This is a genomic window from Paenibacillus sp. GCM10023252 (assembly GCF_042653305.1).
Classification (GTDB): domain Bacteria; phylum Bacillota; class Bacilli; order Paenibacillales; family Paenibacillaceae; genus Pristimantibacillus.
The window spans coordinates 283499-301692 of sequence record NZ_JBHSHW010000001.1; the positions used below are offsets into that span (position 1 = coordinate 283499).

18 protein-coding genes are annotated in these 18194 nt (G+C 48.7%); 4 read left to right on the plus strand and 14 right to left on the minus strand.

Annotation, left to right across the window (positions count from 1 at the left end; all coding sequences use genetic code 11):
• Positions 1-93: 93 nt before the first annotated feature.
• Positions 94-1350, plus strand: coding sequence for a nucleotidyltransferase (locus ACFO9Q_RS01385; RefSeq protein WP_379177862.1), 1257 nt, complete (start codon positions 94-96; stop codon positions 1348-1350).
• Here ACFO9Q_RS01385 and ACFO9Q_RS01390 read toward each other — a convergent pair.
• On the minus strand, positions 1334-2377 hold the full coding sequence (locus tag ACFO9Q_RS01390; RefSeq protein WP_379177865.1) for a S16 family serine protease: 1044 nt from the start codon (positions 2375-2377) through the stop codon (positions 1334-1336). The genes ACFO9Q_RS01385 and ACFO9Q_RS01390 overlap by 17 nt on opposite strands.
• Before the next feature lie 105 nt (positions 2378-2482).
• Between ACFO9Q_RS01390 and ACFO9Q_RS01395 the strand changes: the two genes are divergently transcribed.
• Complete coding sequence (locus tag ACFO9Q_RS01395) at positions 2483-3757, plus strand: nucleoside recognition domain-containing protein (RefSeq protein WP_379177867.1); 1275 nt, start codon at positions 2483-2485, stop codon at positions 3755-3757.
• Between the two features lie 10 nt (positions 3758-3767).
• Here the strand turns inward: ACFO9Q_RS01395 and coaD are convergent, their stop codons facing one another.
• Both coaD and rsmD read right to left on the minus strand, forming a co-directional pair.
• Complete coding sequence (coaD, locus tag ACFO9Q_RS01400) at positions 3768-4280, minus strand: pantetheine-phosphate adenylyltransferase (protein ID WP_379177869.1); 513 nt, start codon at positions 4278-4280, stop codon at positions 3768-3770.
• The gene (gene rsmD, locus ACFO9Q_RS01405; RefSeq protein ID WP_379177871.1) at positions 4267-4866 is read right to left on the minus strand and encodes a 16S rRNA (guanine(966)-N(2))-methyltransferase RsmD; all 600 of its coding nucleotides are present in this window, start codon (positions 4864-4866) and stop codon (positions 4267-4269) included. The genes coaD and rsmD overlap by 14 nt, the downstream gene beginning before the upstream one ends.
• A gap of 174 nt (positions 4867-5040) precedes the next feature.
• Between rsmD and ACFO9Q_RS01410 the strand changes: the two genes are divergently transcribed.
• Together ACFO9Q_RS01410 and rocF are read left to right on the plus strand one after the other, a co-directional pair.
• A complete protein-coding gene (locus ACFO9Q_RS01410; RefSeq protein ID WP_379177873.1) occupies positions 5041-5979 on the plus strand; it encodes a proline dehydrogenase family protein in 939 nt (312 codons plus the stop codon).
• 5 nt (positions 5980-5984) lie between these two features.
• Complete coding sequence (gene rocF / locus ACFO9Q_RS01415) at positions 5985-6890, plus strand: arginase (RefSeq protein WP_379177875.1); 906 nt, start codon at positions 5985-5987, stop codon at positions 6888-6890.
• A 7-nt stretch (positions 6891-6897) separates the two neighbouring features.
• Here the strand turns inward: rocF and ACFO9Q_RS01420 are convergent, their stop codons facing one another.
• The 11 genes from ACFO9Q_RS01420 to ACFO9Q_RS01470 form a co-directional block, all read right to left on the minus strand.
• Positions 6898-7590: an LrgB family protein gene (locus ACFO9Q_RS01420; RefSeq protein ID WP_379177877.1), complete on the minus strand. Its 693-nt coding sequence runs from the start codon at positions 7588-7590 to the stop codon at positions 6898-6900.
• Complete coding sequence (locus tag ACFO9Q_RS01425) at positions 7562-7933, minus strand: CidA/LrgA family protein (protein WP_379177879.1); 372 nt, start codon at positions 7931-7933, stop codon at positions 7562-7564. Before ACFO9Q_RS01425 ends, ACFO9Q_RS01420 begins: the two co-directional genes overlap by 29 nt.
• A gap of 124 nt (positions 7934-8057) precedes the next feature.
• The gene (gene abc-f / locus ACFO9Q_RS01430; RefSeq protein WP_379177881.1) at positions 8058-9614 is read right to left on the minus strand and encodes a ribosomal protection-like ABC-F family protein; all 1557 of its coding nucleotides are present in this window, start codon (positions 9612-9614) and stop codon (positions 8058-8060) included.
• 408 nt (positions 9615-10022) lie between these two features.
• Positions 10023-10937 (minus strand): tetratricopeptide repeat protein, encoded by a 915-nt coding sequence (locus ACFO9Q_RS01435; protein ID WP_379177883.1) that lies wholly within the window; start codon positions 10935-10937, stop codon positions 10023-10025.
• A gap of 556 nt (positions 10938-11493) precedes the next feature.
• Positions 11494-11937 carry a shikimate kinase gene (locus tag ACFO9Q_RS01440; RefSeq protein WP_379177885.1) on the minus strand — a complete coding sequence of 148 codons (444 nt, stop codon included), beginning with the start codon at positions 11935-11937 and terminating at the stop codon, positions 11494-11496.
• Positions 11938-12592: 655 nt separating this feature from the next.
• Positions 12593-13534, minus strand: a complete 942-nt coding sequence (locus tag ACFO9Q_RS01445) for a hypothetical protein (RefSeq protein WP_379177887.1) — start codon at positions 13532-13534, stop codon at positions 12593-12595.
• Between the two features lie 225 nt (positions 13535-13759).
• Positions 13760-14902 carry a hypothetical protein gene (locus ACFO9Q_RS01450; protein ID WP_379177889.1) on the minus strand — a complete coding sequence of 381 codons (1143 nt, stop codon included), beginning with the start codon at positions 14900-14902 and terminating at the stop codon, positions 13760-13762.
• Complete coding sequence (locus tag ACFO9Q_RS01455) at positions 14863-15423, minus strand: RNA polymerase sigma factor (protein WP_379177891.1); 561 nt, start codon at positions 15421-15423, stop codon at positions 14863-14865. Before ACFO9Q_RS01455 ends, ACFO9Q_RS01450 begins: the two co-directional genes overlap by 40 nt.
• A gap of 211 nt (positions 15424-15634) precedes the next feature.
• Positions 15635-16291 (minus strand): DUF4085 family protein, encoded by a 657-nt coding sequence (locus ACFO9Q_RS01460; protein WP_379177893.1) that lies wholly within the window; start codon positions 16289-16291, stop codon positions 15635-15637.
• A gap of 98 nt (positions 16292-16389) precedes the next feature.
• Positions 16390-17469, minus strand: coding sequence for a hypothetical protein (locus ACFO9Q_RS01465; RefSeq protein ID WP_379177895.1), 1080 nt, complete (start codon positions 17467-17469; stop codon positions 16390-16392).
• A 238-nt stretch (positions 17470-17707) separates the two neighbouring features.
• Positions 17708-18154, minus strand: coding sequence for a GNAT family N-acetyltransferase (locus ACFO9Q_RS01470; protein ID WP_379177897.1), 447 nt, complete (start codon positions 18152-18154; stop codon positions 17708-17710).
• Positions 18155-18194: the final 40 nt, after the last annotated feature.

Sequence of the window (18194 nt, forward strand, 5' to 3'; positions counted from 1 at the left end):
AACGGATTACTATACCCATTACTAAGTGATTATAACCGATTCCCTATGCTATGATCATCTCAAGTAGAAAAATGAAGCAGCGGAGGATCTAACATGAGGACGGTTGGACTGATTGTTGAATATAACCCTTATCATTATGGACATCTGTATCATCTGCAGCAATCGCGTAAAATAACGGATGCGGATGCGGTCGTTGCTGTCATGAGCGGGAACTTCCTGCAGCGGGGGGAACCTGCCCTCATGGACAAGTGGGCCCGGGCGGAGACCGCGCTTCGCGCAGGCTGCGATCTCGTCATTGAGCTTCCCGTTGCCTATTCCACGCAAGCTGCGGAATGGTTCGCACGCGGCGCCATCTCCCTGCTCGAGGCTACCGGGGTCGTCGATGCCTTCTGCTTCGGCTCCGAGAGCGGCAATCTGACTCCGCTCACCCAAGCCGCTTCATTCCTGGCGGACGAGCCGGACGCATTCAGGCAGCTGGTGAAGGCGAATCTTGCGACTGGCATCCAGTACCCTGCCGCATACAGCTCCGCTGTGAAGCAATACTTGTCCATCCTCGGCCATGAAGAAGCTTCAGCCTTCGCCTTCGACGCGCCCAATCACACGCTTGGCCTGCACTACCTCATAGCTAAGCAGAGGATCGGCAGCACGATGGCCGCATATACCATTCAACGCGAGAAGGCCGGTTACCATCAGACAGACATTACGGATGCGCAGATTGCAAGTGCGACAGCGATCAGGAAGCTGCTCACCGAAGACCTCAGCTTAACCTCTGCAAGGGCTTATGTCCCAAGCTCCACCTATTCCATTATGGAGCGGGAATGGCAGGAGAAGCGTGCTCCGATGAGCTGGGAGTCGTTCCGCACTCCGCTGTTCCACAACCTAGCTATGCAGTCAACGGAGTCCCTTGCCTTGCTGCACGAGATGTCCGAAGGGCTCGAGCACCGTCTGAAGCAGGCGCTCCCGAAGCTCCAACAGCTCAGTGTTCAGGCTCTGCTCGATAAGGTCAGTACGAAGCGCTACACGCGTACGAAGCTGCAGCGCGTGCTCCTATCGGTCCTGCTGCATCACCGCAAGGAGCATCTAAGCGCCGATAACCTGGCTAACGGTATTGGGTACATACGAGTGCTTGGCTTCACAGACAAGGGAAGAGAGCTGCTGAAGCGGATGCGTCGCACCGCTTCCTTACCTGTACTCCTGAGTGCGGCCGGAGGCGCCAATCTCCCCTCCCCTTCCCCTTATCTGGAACTGGATGTCCAGGCATCCCAGATCTATGCATTAGGCCAAGGCTCAGCTAGTCCCAGAGCCATGTTCCGGGACTACTATGAGCAGCCCATCAGAATAACTGAATAGCGCGAATGGCATCATTCAGGGTACGTACGGGCACAACCTTCATCGTTGTGCCTAAGCTTCGCGCTCTGGCTGCAGCAGCCGCGTAGTTGCCGGCCGGCGCCAGGAACAGCTGGGCGCCGGCTTGGTGGGCTGCGGTTATTTTGTAAGGGATGCCCCCGATCGGTCCAACGCTCCCCTCTGCTGTAAGGGTGCCCGTTCCTGCGATGATTAGTCCGTCCGTAAGATCTCCGTCTGTGAGCAGGTCCTGCGCCTGCAGAGCGAACATCAGACCGGCGGATGGCCCGCCAATGCTGCCCGCTTCAATACGTACGCCCAGCTTCGGATTATTCGCTCGCACGGACTGCTGCTCCATGAACACAATACCGCCTAACGCTCTTGACAGATTGTCTGGTGTAAGTGCACCCTCATCAGGAATCACTGCATCCAAGGTCAGCCTAACCGGCTGCTCTATCTTGCCCCGCCGGACCTCCACTGGCACCTTGCCTCCAGTTGATGGAATGGCAGCGATAAGGCTGGCTATACTGTTCACCATCCTATCCTTCCCTGCACGAAGGATGATGTCTCCCGCCTTCAGCCCCTCATCCCCGCGCTCCGTCTCCGGTACGTCAGTCACGGCAAGTGCAACGGGAACCGCTTCGTATGGAAGGGCTGCCGAACGATAAGCTGCTTCAATGGCTGCGCTCTGCGAGCCTTCCATAATGAGGCTCATTCGATCCATGTACTCCTCCTCCGAGTAGCCTCGAAGCGCATTCCTCCTGCTGACCAGATCGCTGCTGCTGTCCCACGAGGAACGAATCACCTGCCAGTAATTCGCTGCGCTCAGCTTCACCGTCGTCATGAGGAATCGTCCCTGTCCTGCATCGCTCGGAATCGATTCGCCCTCGGCGACGATCACCATCGGTCTCACGTCTTCGGCAAGCCCGGGCTCGTACTTCATATAGGGAGTCGGCAGATAGAGCAGGAAGAGCAGTAGCAGGACGCCCGCCAGCATGATTCTACCCTTGAAGGATCGAGTTGCATGCTTCACTCGCTTCACCCTCTCGTGGTCTATCCTCTCTCAGCCTTGCGTACAATCTTAAGGGATAAGAGCGTGTCCTAACCGTTCACTTAAGACTGGGAGATGAGTCTTGCTATGATAAGAACGATATTATTCGCTTGTCTATCTATTCTGCTGGTCGCTTCCATCATTCATTCGCCTGACGCGTCCTTCCAGGCCTCTCTGCAGGGCTTGAATATATGGTGGGGATTCGTGTTCCCCGGCCTGCTGCCCTTCCTCGTCCTGTTCGAGCTGCTGTCGGCGTTCGGCATCGCCCATGGGCTTGGCGTGTTGCTGCAGCCGATGCTCCGTCGATTGCTCCGACTCCCTGAAGAATCCGGCCTTGCCGTCACCCGAGGATGGCTGGGGGGATTCCCGGCGGGAGCAGAGACGGTTGCCGAGCTGCGAACGAGGGGCGTTGCAGGCAGAGACCAGGCTCAGCGTCTGCTCGCACTCGCCCATATGCCTAATCCGATATTCATGCTCGTCGTCGTGGGCGCAGGGTTCCTCGCCGAGCCATGGCTTGGCGTGTTCATCACAGCAGCCGTATGGATATCGGCGCTATGGCTCGCATGGCTGAGCGCTCTGCTTAGCCCTAGGCAGACGGAGGAGCGCACATCGGAGACTCTGCCTCCAGCCATACCCGCTGCAGCCGAATCTCCCTATCATGCTGCAGAGTCAATCGACACTGTTCATTCCCCTGTCGCTCATATCCGTCCCCAGTCGCTGGTGCAGCAAGCCGTTGCTGCCATGGAGCAAGCCAGGCTGCAGGATGGGAGAAGCCTCGGGAAGCTGCTTGGCGAATCGGTCACTTCATCGATTCAGAAGCTGATGGCGACTGGAGGACTAATCATCTTCTGCTCCGTCCTCACTCGCTTGATGCTGCCTCTGCTGGAGACTGTCGTCCCTAGCGGCGAGACGTACCGGTTCGTCCTAGCCGGCCTGATGGAGAGCCATCTAGGCAGCTATGCCGCGAGCTCCTGGCATACCCAGTCCAGCAGCTCCCTCCTGCTAGCCGTGGCCGTGATCTGCGCCATCGTAAGCTGGAGCGGAGGAAGCGCCTTGCTGGGCGCAGCTAACGCTCTGTCTGGAACAGACCTGAGACTGCTGCCCTTCATTGCAGCCAAGCTGCTGCACGCCGCCCATGCCTTCATGTTCGCCGTGATCATGTGGAAGCCTGCGCTTGCCTTGCTCGCTACCTTGCCGCCTGCTCTTCGACCTGCTGCTCCAACCCTCGCAGGCTCCCAAGGCGCTCAGACAGCAGTCCTATCGCTGTGGCCTTCCGCGCTGGCCCTGCTAGGAGCAGCCGCCTTCCTCTTCCTTGCCATCACAGCGTTAGCCGCTCCATTCCGATATCGCCGTACCCGATAGCTCGAGCTTGTTACTCGCCAGGAGGCGTGCTGTACTTGGCGAGCAGCCGCTGCTCCACCTCTGGCGGAACCAGCTCATGAACGGAGCCTTGGAACTTCGCAATCTCCTTCACGATGCTGGAGCTTAAGTAAGAATACTTCGGATTCGTCATCATGAAGATGGTGTCGATCTCATTATCAAGATGATGATTCGTTGAAGCCATCTGCAGTTCATATTCGAAGTCAGTTACGGAACGTATGCCGCGAATGATTACATCTGCATTCCTCGACTTCATGAAGCGGACGAGCAGATCCCGGAAGCCGTCAATCGATACATTCGGAAGATCCGCGGTAACCTCCGTTAGGATCTCCTTGCGCTCCTCAAGCGTGAATAGCGGATTCTTACTCGTGTTGTTAAGCACTGCAACGATCAAGTGATCGAATTGCTTCGCTGAACGTCTAATAATATCCAGATGTCCGTAAGTTACGGGATCGAAGCTTCCTGGGTAGACAGCTACACGCTGCTTATGTTCACTTGTCATCATTCTGTCCTCCATGACCATTCTGCTCGGCTGCTGTCCCGATATAATCGTAGATGCTGACTGCTGTATCGCCGTATCTCGCGACCTTCCTCTGCGCAAGTCCCTGAAGCTGCTCCGGATAATGGTGAGCGGCATCATGCTCAACGACGATGACTGCGCCAGCTTCCAGCATCCCGCACCCAGCCATCTCCTCCATCAGCTCATCCATCTCCTTCATCCGATACGGCGGATCGAGGAACACCAGCCGGAAGGCCAGCGAGCGCTTCGCAAGCGCCTTAATCGAACGAATAGCATCATTCCTGTATAGTTCAGCCTGATCCGTGAATCCGGCAGCCTGCAGATTATGCTTGACGATATCCACACTACTCTTCTCTCTATCAACGAAGATCCCCTTGTCCATCCCCCGGCTTAACGCCTCAATGCCAAGCCCGCCTGTGCCAGCGAACAGATCAAGCACCATACCTCCATCGAAGTAAGGACCAATCATGCTGAAAATCGCTTCCTTCACCTTATCGGTCGTCGGACGTGTATTCATACCGGGCACCGCCTTCAGCGTGCGGCCTCTCGCTGTTCCTGCAATCACTCTCACAGAAGGATTGCCCCCTTCTCTCTCGTTGTTCGAAGCCTATCGTACCACATTGTCCTTGCCTGTTCTAGAGATACGCAGGCCCTTACCGCTCTCGGCATGTGATGTTGTCATCTCCTGACGCATCTGCGCCTATATATAAGCATGGCAGTTATGAGCGAGAGAGGGGCGTGCATCATGGGGATAGGGACGAGGCTGTTCCGCGGCATCATCCTTGGAACAGCGAATAATCGCGCGGTTAGATCACTCTCTAGCAAGTACGGCATGAAGCTCGGCGCTTCACGATTCGTTGCAGGCGAGAGCGGGGACGAGGCGCTGGCGAAGGCACAGGCTCTGAATGCTATGGGCATCGCCGTCACGATGGACCATCTAGGAGAGGGCATTGCAGACTTGGCGGAGGCAGACGCCTATCTAAGGGAGTACCTGACTATGCTTGATGCGATGAATGCCAGAAGTATTAACGGCAACATCTCCCTCAAGCCTACCCAGATGGGACTCGCGCTTGATCCCACCTCCTGCTACGAACGCATTCGAGAGATCGTCTCGGCTGCCAGCAGCAAGGGGAATCGCTTCGTTCGCCTTGATATGGAGGACAGTCCCTATACGGAAGCTACCATCCAGCTCGTCTACCGGCTCCATCGCGAGGAGGGTCTGACGAATGTCGGAACCGTCATACAAGCTTACCTGTATCGGAGCTCAAGAGATGTATACCAGCTGTCATGCGACGGCATGAATCTCCGCTTAGTCAAGGGTGCGTATAAGGAGCCCGCTTCGATCGCTTTTGCCAGCAAGGATGCCGTTGACATCAACTTCAAGAAGCTGATTAAGGCCAGGCTGGACAGCCGAGTCTATACCGCGATCGCCACCCATGACGAGAGGATCATAGAGTGGACGAAGAGCTATGCCAAGCGTCGGGGTTACGGGCAGAGCGGCTATGAGTTCCAGATGCTCTATGGCATTCGGATGCCGCTGCAGCAGAGGCTGGCGAAGGAAGGGTATACGGTGCGCAGTTACGTGCCATACGGCAAGATGTGGTATCCCTACTTCGTTCGGCGGATAGCCGAGAGACCAGCGAATCTAGGGTTCGTCGTACGTAATCTGTTGAAGAAGGGGTGAGTGCCATGAGCAGCTTGAAGCCAATTACCGTCATTCCAGTGCCATTCGACTTCGGAGCAAGCCGGCGCGGCGCCGCCGAGGGACCCAGCGGCATGCTGCGGGCCGGCCTGGAGCGCAAGCTGCAGCAGCTTGGGCTGACGGTTGAGATGAGGTCGTCTGCCTACCTAACCGGCTCGCTCGTCGATACGAGAACTTCACCTAAGCTGAGGAATTGGGGCAAGGTGCTCGCGATGTCCGAAGCAGTCATGAAGGAGACGGATGCCGCCCTCTCCTCCGGATCATTCCCCCTCCTCATCGGTGGAGACCACAGCCTCGCTATCGGCAGCATTGCCGGACTTCGGAAGCATTACAGCAAGCTCGGCGTGCTGTGGATCGACGCACATTCGGATCTGAATACGCCTGACTCCACACCGTCAGGCAACATCCACGGCATGTCGCTTGGCGCGTCTCTCGGACTTGGCGACACCCGCTTCGTCTCGCTTGGGGATATCCAGCCGAAGCTGGACCCTTCCCGAGTCGTGCTCATCGGTGCCAGGCAGCTGGATCCTGGCGAGCGGGACATCATTCGGTCACTTGGCATAGCCTGCTATACGATGCATGATATTGACCGGCGAGGAATGGCCAGCGTCATGGAGGAAGCGATCGCCATCGTCTCAGACGGCACCGATGGGGTGCATCTCAGCTTCGACATAGACAGCCTCGATCCAGGAGAAGCTCCTGGCACAGGCACGCCAGTTAGAGGCGGCATCTCCTACCGTGAAGCTCACCTGGCGCTGGAGCTGCTGAGCTTGTCCGGTGTGCTCACCTCTGCGGAGCTGGTTGAGGTGAATCCGCAGCTGGACCGCGGACATGCGACAGCCAGACTGGCGGTGGAGTTGATTGGCTCCTTGCTCGGTGAGAGAATTCTGTAGCTGTTAATTACAGGAACCATGATACCGGCACCGCAAGCAGAGAAGTGACAATCGCCGAGATGGCCATCGCGAAGCCGCTAATCCCTCCTTGACGCTCGGATTCGCCCAGCAGCCTAGCAGTGCCGATACCGTGAGCCGCAGTGCCTACAGCGGCCCCGATCGCCGCATCCTTCGTGATTCCGAGCCTTCTGACCAGCGCAGGGCCAATGACACTGCCAAGCAGACCTGTCAGGACAGCTAGCACCGCGCCAAGCTCTGGAATGCCGCCTAGCAGCCTCGCCAGCTCAATCGCTACCGGGGAGGTTGCCGACTTCGGTAGTGAGGAGAGCAGCAGCGTCTTGGAACCTCCTGTCGCATATACCGCCCATCCATTCACGGCCATGCCTGCTGAACAGCCGATAGTAGAGCCTGCCAGGATAGACAAGAGCTGCTTGCGGTAGATTAACGCTTGCTTATACAGAGGCACAGCGAGCGCGACCGTCGCCGGCCCCAGCAGGAAGGTCAGGATACTGCCGCCCTGATTGTAATCCTCGTAGGGGATACCTCCGAGCTGAAGTGCTGTTATCAATACGATTGAGGTTACGAGGAGCGGGTGCATGCGCCGGTTCTTCTGATGCAGACGGACTGCCAGAGCATACACTCCTACTGTTAGCGCAACGCCGAACAGCGGGTTAGCGTATAGATGGTTCATTCCGTTCATCCTCCTGAACCTCCTCCCTTACGAGCTTCTGAACGATCCATCCAGTCACGAGCAAGACAACTACGGCTCCGCCGATCTGGCTTGCCAGGATAAACAGCCATTCCATCTGAAGCTGATCGGTGAAGACAATTACCCCGACAATGACGGGCGCGAAGTACAGCATCATGTGGCTCGTCAGCCGACTTGCCGCCTCCTCCACCCAAGCGAGCTTGATCCACTTCAGGAATAACGCTGCGGCTAGAAGCATAAGTCCCAATACATTCGAGGGAAGAGGAATATGCAGGCCTTCGTGCAGCAGCAAGCCAAGCAAGTTGAACATAAGAATGATTGCGAATCCGAGCATCAGCTTGCTCCTCTCTACGATTGATTGGTCCATTGTGCAATGAGTAAGAGCCTACCTATTGGCTGCAATAGATAGGCTCCTTCTTCGTGTGCTCGTGTGCTCTTGTGCTCGTTATACTCGTGTGCTAGAACACCTTCGTCGTCCAGGACTCACAGTTCCATATATCCGTCACAACGTCACGATAGAATTCCGGTTCGTGGGAGATGAGCAGGATGCTGCCCTTGTACGCCTTGAGGGCCCGCTTCAGCTCTTCCTTCGCATCGACGTCCAAGTGGTTCGTCGGCTCATCGAGGACGAGCAGGTTCGTCTCGCGGTTAATGAGCTTGCACAGGCGAACCTTGGCCTTCTCGCCGCCGCTTAGCACTGTAATCTTGCTCTCGATATGCTTCGTCGTTAGGCCGCACTTCGCGAGCGCTGCCCGCACTTCGAATTGGGTATAGGAAGGGAACTCCTTCCATATCTCTTCAATACAAGTATTGTAATTCGCTTCCTTCGATTCCTGCTCGAAGTAGCCGATATATTGATATTCCCCGCGCTCAACAGAGCCGGAGATTGGCTGAATCTCGCCTAGAATGCTGCGCATGAGCGTCGTCTTCCCGATTCCGTTCGCTCCCACGAGCGCAACCTTCTGCCCCCGCTCCATGCGAAGGTCCAGCGGTCTGGACAACGGGCTATCATAGCCAATGACAAGCTCCTTCGTCTCGAAGATCAGCTTCGCGGATGCACGGGCATCCTTGAAGTTGAACTGAGGCTGCGGCTTCTCCTTCGCGAGCTCAATCACTTCCATCTTGTCCAGCTTCTTCTGTCTGGACATCGCCATATTGCGCGTCGCGACACTCGCCTTGTTGCGGGCAACGAAGTCCTTCAAGTCCGCAATCTCTTGCTGCTGACGCTTGTAGGCAGATTCGAGCTGGTTCTTACGCATCTCATGCACTTCCAGGAAGTGGTCGTAGTCTCCGACATATCTGGTCAGCTCTTGATTCTCCATATGGTAGATGAGGTTAATGACGCTGTTCAGGAACGGAATGTCGTGCGAGATCAGAATGAATGCATTCTCATACTCATTCAGATAACGCTTCAGCCATTCGATGTGCACTTCGTCCAAGTAGTTCGTCGGCTCATCGAGCAGCAGAATATCCGGCTTCTCCAGCAGCAGCTTCGCAAGCAGCACCTTCGTACGCTGGCCGCCGCTCAGGTCATTCACGTCCTTGTCCAGTCCAATATCGGTCAGGCCGAGACCGCGGGCCGTCTCATCAATCTTCGCATCGATGAGGTAGAAGTCTTGATTCGTCAGCGTATCTTGGATCGTGCCGACATCCTCAAGCAGCTTGTCCAGCTCTTCCGGCGATACTTCGCCCATCCGGCCATACATATCGTTCATCTCCTGCTCCATATCGAACAGGTATTGGAAGGCGCCCTTCAGCACATCCTTCATCGTCATGCCCTTGCTCAGCACCGCGTGCTGATCGAGATAGCCGACACGCATGCGCTTCGACCATTCGATCTTGCCGTCATCCGGCTGCAGCTTGCCAGTAATAATATTCATGAAGGTCGACTTGCCTTCCCCATTCGCCCCAATCAGACCAATATGCTCGCCCTTCAGCAGGCGGAAGGACACGTTATTGAAGATTGCACGGTCACCGAAGCCGTGGCTTAGCTTTTCTACATTTAATATGCTCATGAATCTACACCTTTTCTGTGAATAATAGTTATCGTCTTATTATAAGCGTCGACACCGAACATCTCAATTTCAATTTTTTTCTGATTCCTAGGTATAAGCTTCCCGAATCCGGCAATGCTATTATCATCGGCTTCGCAAGATGCCGTAGACAACCGCGGAGAAGACTTACGTTTCCCCATAAGTTCTTCGTCCGGTTTCTCCTCTCCCATGAAAAGGGCGCTCTCGAAAGAGGGCGCCCGGTTTTTTTGTATTTATAAGAAAAGTCTTGATAGCACTGGGGTTTAGACGTGTGTAAAAATTGCCAACCTGCTTCACCAATATTTCCTCTGCTCACCAATTGTCCACCAAATGAAATGTTTTACTGCAGATATCTGTATTGTTTCAGTTATCGTCTCCGTAACGGTAGGTTCAACCATTAAATTCGTTATGGTTATGTCTTGAGCATCCGAATAAATAACAACTTGAACTCAAAGAAGTTGAAAATTTCAAAGGTGGAACAAATCCATTAGAAATCTTATTTATAATATTTTCATATTCCTGTTTGTCATCTTCTAATTGCTTAATGTATGTGGCTTTGTCGCTCTCTGTCCAATCCTCATCGCATTCAACTTTGTGTTCATCCTGAATATCGTTTATTTTTAATTGACTACATTCGTTCGCTATTTCAACCGCACGATTGTATAAATTTGTTTTAATTAATGAATATATATACCTACACACCCAATCGGGAGTTTTATAGTAAGTGTCCCATGATTTTTCAAACCAACAGACTGACTCAGAAAAACATTGCAACTCAACATACAGTTCAGCAACTTCAACTTCTCCGACGAACTCATCATCTCTTGCTGAAAAGGCATCCAATTTACATTTTGCTTCGGTCGTTTGACCGATTTCAATCAAACATTTTATATGACTATACATGGTGTAATCAGAAGGCTCTGCGCTATCTAGAAATAAAGCTGAGGCTTCTTCCAACTCCCCAAGATGATATTTAGCTATGGCTAAATTGTTAATTGCTTCTTTGGAAGGTTCGATTGAGATAGCGTTCGATAATACTTTCGAAGCATCTTCCCATCTTTCCAACGCAACATATATTTCACCTAAAAGGTTGTAGGGAAAATGCGAAGCAGGATTCAGACTAACTGCTTCTTTAACTAATTCCAGAGCAGTTTCTGTGTCACATTCTTCGTGATAATAAATCCAAGCAAGGTTCGTTAAAGACTGAACATTTCTTAATTCGTTCAGAGCTTCTTTGAAAAGAGCCAAGGCTCCATCATATTCATTTCGTTCGAGAAGTTCTATAGCTTTCTGGTTATTATTCAATCAGTTATCCTCGGTTCTGCTAAAAAAGCGATACCGCCGTGAACGGTATCGCTATTCTGCTATATTTCGTAATCTTTAATTTCTTGCTTCATGGCAATAATAGTTGACAATTGATTCTTAGGGTAACCTATAACCTTGGTTTTGGTCGTGCACATACCGCACCCGCAATGTATTTTGCCTTTAGAGAGGCTACCTTCTTTACCAGGAGCAACATACCATTGTCCCAATTTAACTCGTTTCATTTTCTTATTGATTACGCGGTTCCGATGGTGACGATAATAAGATCTGTCTCTCACACATATCACACTCGCTCTGAGTTATTCACTCAGCCTGAAAATCACCTCAGAGAAGGTTTTAAATGACTTTCAGGCTGGGTGTTGCGATATGTGAGTTATGAATAAGCATAATGATCATCCTTTGGGTGTATTGTATAAACAGATTTACTATAGCATACCGACGATGATTGATAAAAAGTCCAATTTGCCTCAGGCTATACAGACCTTAATTAATAGAATGAGCAGGTCACCTCAGCACCTGCTCATTCCATGAGTGTTATTCAACTATAGTTCCCGTTAGAATGATCATTTTGACTTTCTTGTATAAGTTCTATTAGTTCACCTACGGAGTGTTCAACATCCTCATTTGACCAATCAAGGGTTTTATCGCTGTACATCATATATAGAGGAACTCTTTCCTCATAAACATCTTCAAGATTATTTCCATTCTTTTTTACAATACCTCTTGTTGTTACGTTGATTAGTCTCCGCCTAATCTCTTCAATTGGGACATGTAAATAAATGATTAGTCCACTCTGTTTTAGGGCAATCATTGCTTTTTCTGAATAGATAACACTTCCACCTGTAGAAACAACGCAGTTTTCAACTTGCAGCCCCGACACAGCTTTTTCTTCGATCTTCATAAATATTTCGATACCATCATTATCGATAATCTCTTGTAACAATTTACCCTCACTTTGTTGAATAACTATATCCGTATCCACAAGTTCATCCCTAAAGCTTTTGCAAGTAATACGCCTAACGTACTTTTACCAGCACCAGACATACCTACAAGAACGATATTCACATTCTTCCCTCTTTTTTGTTTATTTCATTATCCATTCGCTATTTACCATTGGTATCCTTCCTAAGCTACGCTAAACTGCCCATTACTTCAATAAACAACGGCAACCGACGTTTGGGCGGCTGCCGTGTTGTATTGTTGCATCTATCGTTCTCCGTTAGCTTTTTCGTTTGATGCGAATAAAAGGCATCATTACAATTAAAACTCCTGCTAAGAAAAAAGAAATTCCATACACATGCAAATGAAAATCTGTTGCTGGAATAAAGAGGTTATCCAAAAATCTACGAATTCCCATACTACCGTCGGGACTTCTGGCGGTGAATGTATAAATGGAGTAACCATCATAAATAAGATACAGTCCTAACATTACTGATAGAAGCCTAAATGTCAATTTCAATTTCATCCTCCTTTCTTGCACATACCATCTGTTCCATATAATGTATACGTTTTGATTTATCTGTTTGTTGCGCAAAACTGCCCGTTACTTCAATAAACAACGGCAGCCGACGTTTTGGGCGGCTGCCGTGTTGTATTGTTTCAGCTATCGTTTCCCGATAGCTTAATGACTAATTAGACTAATTAGTGATTTTAATGAATTTCGACCCGATATCGTTACGATTACCAACAATGTCTTTCTCATAAATGAGAACTTCAAATGGGTTGGATTCTCCATTAAACAAAAATTCTAAGGACATGCTGATGTTATCTAAGTAGAATTTATTTTTGTCACGTGGCTTTAACTTTTGATCCCCGAATATGTACAACCCATCCTTGCCCATTTGAATTTGGATAGTCAATCCTAATTCATCACTTCGAAAAAAACCAATGAACACTTCTAATTCTTCTAAACTAATTTCCGGATCAGGGCAAATATCATGTCCAAGGAAGCTCATTATTGTTCCGTAATCTTGGTCCCACTCCCAATTTGAATTGTCAATCCCAATTGAATTAATTCTACACTCTGAAAATAGATGACCTGCTATTTTGGAATAATCATCTAAAAACTTCAAGTGTAATTCCTTACCTGAATGACCTCGATTTTTGTAATAAGGGAAGTGCTTATACTTCTCATAAGTATTTTCAAGCCACGATTCACCGCCTCTAGTCGCCATCATACGATTTATACCTACACCAGGGTCATTCTGATACAAATAAACAAGACTACAATCTACAGTAGAGAGACTGGATAGTATTTCATCTATAAATCGAATGATCTCAGATTGGTCCGTATCTAAGTGAAGTAGATTTATGATGGGGCTTTGGAATAGAACCGATTCAAACACGCAAACCGTTTGCATATCTGCATTGTTACTAATGAACTTCTTCCATTTCGACAAATATGAAGCTTGCCATTGCTCTGAATTATTTATTACCTCTTCGAGTAAAATTGGATGCTGAAACGTTGACTCGTGAAAAAGCTCTGTTTGAACCCCGTTCCTTTCTAACTGAAGAGATATAAATCTGGCAGTCGATGATTTTCCGGATCCAGGTATTCCTTCAACGATTACTAATTTCAAACATACCCCTCCCCGTAAGTTTACTCCGATAAATATTCGCCGAGTTGGAAATATATCCTTATCAGAGATTCGTTTGTTTGAATATCTATTGTTTGAGTGTAGCGTCGTACCGCCATTCGTATTAGCGTAATCTCCCGTTACTTCAATAAACAACGGCAGCAGACTTTTGGGCGGCTGCCGTGTTGTATTGTTTCAGCTATCGTCTCCCGTTAACGAAAGGACATTTTACTGGGGATATCCTTGATCTAATGAAACGATTCTGCCGGTAATCACGCCGTTTTCGTCCCTGTGTAATAGCAGAGCTCTATATATATCATCACTCCCCCCGCTGATAGGAAGTCGTCTGTCTGAAAATCCAATTTCCCCTTCCTCGAACAAGTCTTCGGGAGAAGTCGTTAAATTCCAACTGTCGTAAGTGTAAGTGATATTTCCCGAATTGTCATAGGTCACCTCTTTTATGGATTGGGGAATGGTCTCACCGATCGTCTCACCATTACGTATTTTGGCACGTAAATCTTTCATCCAGTTTACCCATTCTTCTTCCTCTACATGGGATTGCGAAGATGATGATCTCAACAGCGTTTTCAAATAAGCTTCTGCCTTAGCAGGGTCCGCTTTTGTTACGTCGAGAGGTAGATCAAACAGTACAGCGGCGCCGGGATAGTCTTCTCTAGCATGAATTTCCCCCGTATTTTCATCATAACTAAACGCCTTGATGCTATAAAACGTAGTGCCGCTAATCGCCAAATACACCCCTTTGTCTGCAAACATTTCCACCTGGTCGCATTCAATGAGTCTGTACATGACGCCATCTATAACGGTCTCACTGTATGCGCCTTTCATGGAAGCGATGTTAAATTGCCACGGCTTAAGGCCCTTGATCAACGGCGTAACGAAGAACGGCGCCTTGCCATATTCAGGATCATGGGTACTCGGCATCGGCCTGCCGTCCTGTGTGGATATAGATACAACGGCATATGTCCTGTCAGGATACACGTCCTTGCGATGAAATTTACTAAGACCTGCTCCCGATACAAGACCATGTAACGTAAAACGGTAATCTCCGGAAGCTTTCGTTTGATTGATTTGAATAGCATCTTTGCTTTCAAACGCATCAGCTAACATCTGATCTCCCAGATGCTCGACGACGAGCTGGGCGCTGAATAGTTGTGTTGCCGCATAAGCTGATACAGATAGTACTAGCAACAATACAGCGGCTAACAATCCTGCGGATAATCCTTTCCTATATTTATAATTCGTCTGACTACGCTCCTTTAATTGATATATTATGCTCTCATTCAATTTTTCTTCGGGCTCTGCTACGGAAGCTAAAGATTTTCTGAGCAATCGCTCCCAATCTGCGTCCATGGGGAATCAACCTCCAATGCTTTTCTCATGGTCTTGCGAGCTTTATGAAGCCTGCTCTTCACCGTTCCTGACGGAATTTTCAGCGCAGAAGCAATCTCTTCAACGGTCATTTCTGCTGTATAATACATGTAAAGGGGAAGCTTCAATTTGTCATCCAGCCGGTGAGCAGCGTCCTGAATCACGGTTTGAAGTTCAAGCGACAGCACTGCGTCTTCCGGCATTGCTTCGCTTCCGAGCGAACTGGACTTGTTTACCGCTTCGTCAAGTTTAATTGTGGGGGCAATTCTTTGTCTCCAGAAAAGTTTACGACGATGATTTTTGTGAAGCCGAATCGCAATTGATATTAGAAAAGCTTTGGGATTACGAGACGCGTCCATTTTGAGTCGCAGCTCCACTGCCTTAAGAAAAGTTTCCTGATACAAATCGTCCGCATCTTCTTTGTTCCCCGTGAGCTTGTAGCAAAATCCGTAAATCGACTTGCCATGCAAATTCACGAGCTCAATCAACCCATCAATATCCAAGTCACTTCTCCTTCCTGAATGGCCATTCATCTATATATTGTCACAACCGTGGGAACGGTTCATCTGTTTGACGCAAATCATGTAAGGAATGACCGTCTAAGGAATACAATCAAAATACAACTTCCATTTTATTAGAAGAAAAGACAGCGGATTGTGATCCGCTGCCTCCGCAATTTTATTCAGCTATCGTTCCCGATAGCATAACACTGAATTATGAAATAACCTCGATATTAACTTTTTCAGCCGAGATAGTGAATTCCATTACAGGACTATCTAATAACACATGATATTCAAAACCTTTTTCTGTGAGGTAAACTTCATCGTAAAGCCAGCCACTTCCTATACTTAAGTTAGTAGGTTGAATATTATGTACCCCAGTAAAGGTTAACCTGATATCCGTTAAATAATGATAACCGCCTCTACAATCCAATGTCATGATAAACGTGTCTTTCAAGAGCTGCTCGATTGAGGTTACTCGTGCATCGTGTAAGGATTTCTCGTACAGCTGAATAACACTCTGGGTTAATGAACTTTTAATGGAGTTATAGTAATTCCGATATGCAATCCCTTTTGCTTTTTCTCTCTCATCATACTCCAATAGCCATTGGTCAGCCATTTTTCTAAGTTCTTCAGAAGGAAATACTGTTTTTAAAGTCCCGTCTTGAATATAGGAATGAAAGGATGCTGGGAGATATTTGAGTAAATCAGCTCTACTATACTCCAAATTGTTCTTACAAATTTCTTTGAAATTCAGACCTTCCGATTCATACCAAGCAATGTCGTCCTCCCAATCCTTTTCTGTTTCATGAAAAATTAAAAAACTTCTTATCTGCGCTTCTTCATACCACTCTTTAGTGAAATATTTCATTTGTTCCTCCTGGAATAGTTCGCACATCAAACGTACGGCTTGTATATATGTTTTGTTGCGGTAAACTGCCACTACTCGAGTGTGGTAGCTTCTTGGGTCTATGCAATATATATTGGAATACCTGCCTGCATGGAATGTTCCAGCCCAAACTTGACGATGTTATCCGGATTACTCTTCATGTAACCTTCGGTCTCGTTCGACAAAATTTTGACGTTATATTCACCCTTAGCAATCTTCTTACCGGAGCTGTCCTTTTGATCCCACACGATTGTTGTCCGCATCATCCCTTTTTTCCACTGGACTTCTCCCATAAATGGTTTGGTTGTGAGCGTGCGTATGAGTTTTCCTGTGCTGTCGCTTATTTCGACTTCAAAACTGACAGGCTTGGTCGTCACAACGGTATCATCATCGCTAAGGTTGATCAACGTGACGGAAATAGGAGTAGGATCCCCTAATTTATGATGGGTATTAGTGCCATAAATTGCGGGATTCAACGGGAAACCATAGAAACCTCCTGCGCCCCATACTGCCACAACATCGCCTTGAACATAGAACCAATCCGTTTTTTTCACTAACTCAACTTTCAGTGAATAACTTTTAGGCGCTTCCATATAAGGGAAATTAGTTCTGAAGTTGATCATATCTCCTTGCTTTAGCTGGGAAAGAGGTGCGTGACTTGGCTGGTAAGGCTCTATAGCGCTGCTCACGCCTAATGTTTTTCCTTTGCTGTCTAATATTGAAATCACTACATCCTTGTCTTTAGGTATAGTCTTATCGATTTTGATCGAGCCTTCTATCACCGGTATATCATCATTCAGTGCAAACTTGACGCCCAGATTGCCCAGCCGAACATACCCCTCTTTATCCTTAAGCGTCACATCCCGATCATCCTCGTAATAAATATCCACTTGCGCTCTATCACTGCCGACTGGAGCTGTGTAGTAGACGGATCCGCCGATTTCATTGGTGAAGGAGCGTAACGGCACGAACAGCTGACCTTTGTAATTCAGAATCTTGGTATCATCGGAGCTGAGTGAGTGCTTTTCGCCCCCCATATGAAAATTGACGTATACAGGCGTTAACTTAACCCTGACCTCCTCCGACACGGCTGCTGCTGTGAAGGTAATAATACCTATTCCGCAAATTAACCCGAGTATAAATTTCTTGATGATGTCCACTCTCCTTTAATTGTTAACGATATCCTACCATACACGTATACCGCCTAGATGTTGGAAAGTTTCGAGCTCTGTCCATAATCCTTATCTAACTTTTTTCTGAACCTAATCTATCCTGCGCGTTACTTCAACTGACAACGGCAGCCGATCGTATGCCGGCTGCCGTCGTGTCGCAATTAAACTAACGTTTCCCGTTATTGTAATAAAGACTGCCGACAACTGCCGACAGTCAATAGCATTGTTATACAATTTGAAGTAAACGTATTATTTCACCATCTACCACTTCTTCACTGACCTTTTTAAATCCTAAAGAGTCATATAAGACCTCAGCAATTTTATTATTAGGTCTATGTCCAATCATCATTCTCTTGCAGTTGATCGTACTCATTAATTCAATCAGCTTCACCATTGCTGCTTTACCGTAGCCTTTTCCCTGATACTTCTCATCAATCAATATGGCAGGTATCCAATAGTTTTCGTCCTTATCGGGCTTAGCACAAAAAACGATAAAACCCACTAATTCAACATCCCAATAAACAGCACGCAATTCAAAATCATCAACATATTTAGACTCGGCAATCCAGTAAACAACTGGTGCTGGAAAAACATTAAGTTGCTCTGTCTTGACTTTAAGCTTGGTACACTCGTACCAGTTCTCAACAGACACTGGTTTAAGAATAATTCCCATAGGCAATTCCTCCCGAATTCACTTCACAGAGGAATTTAGA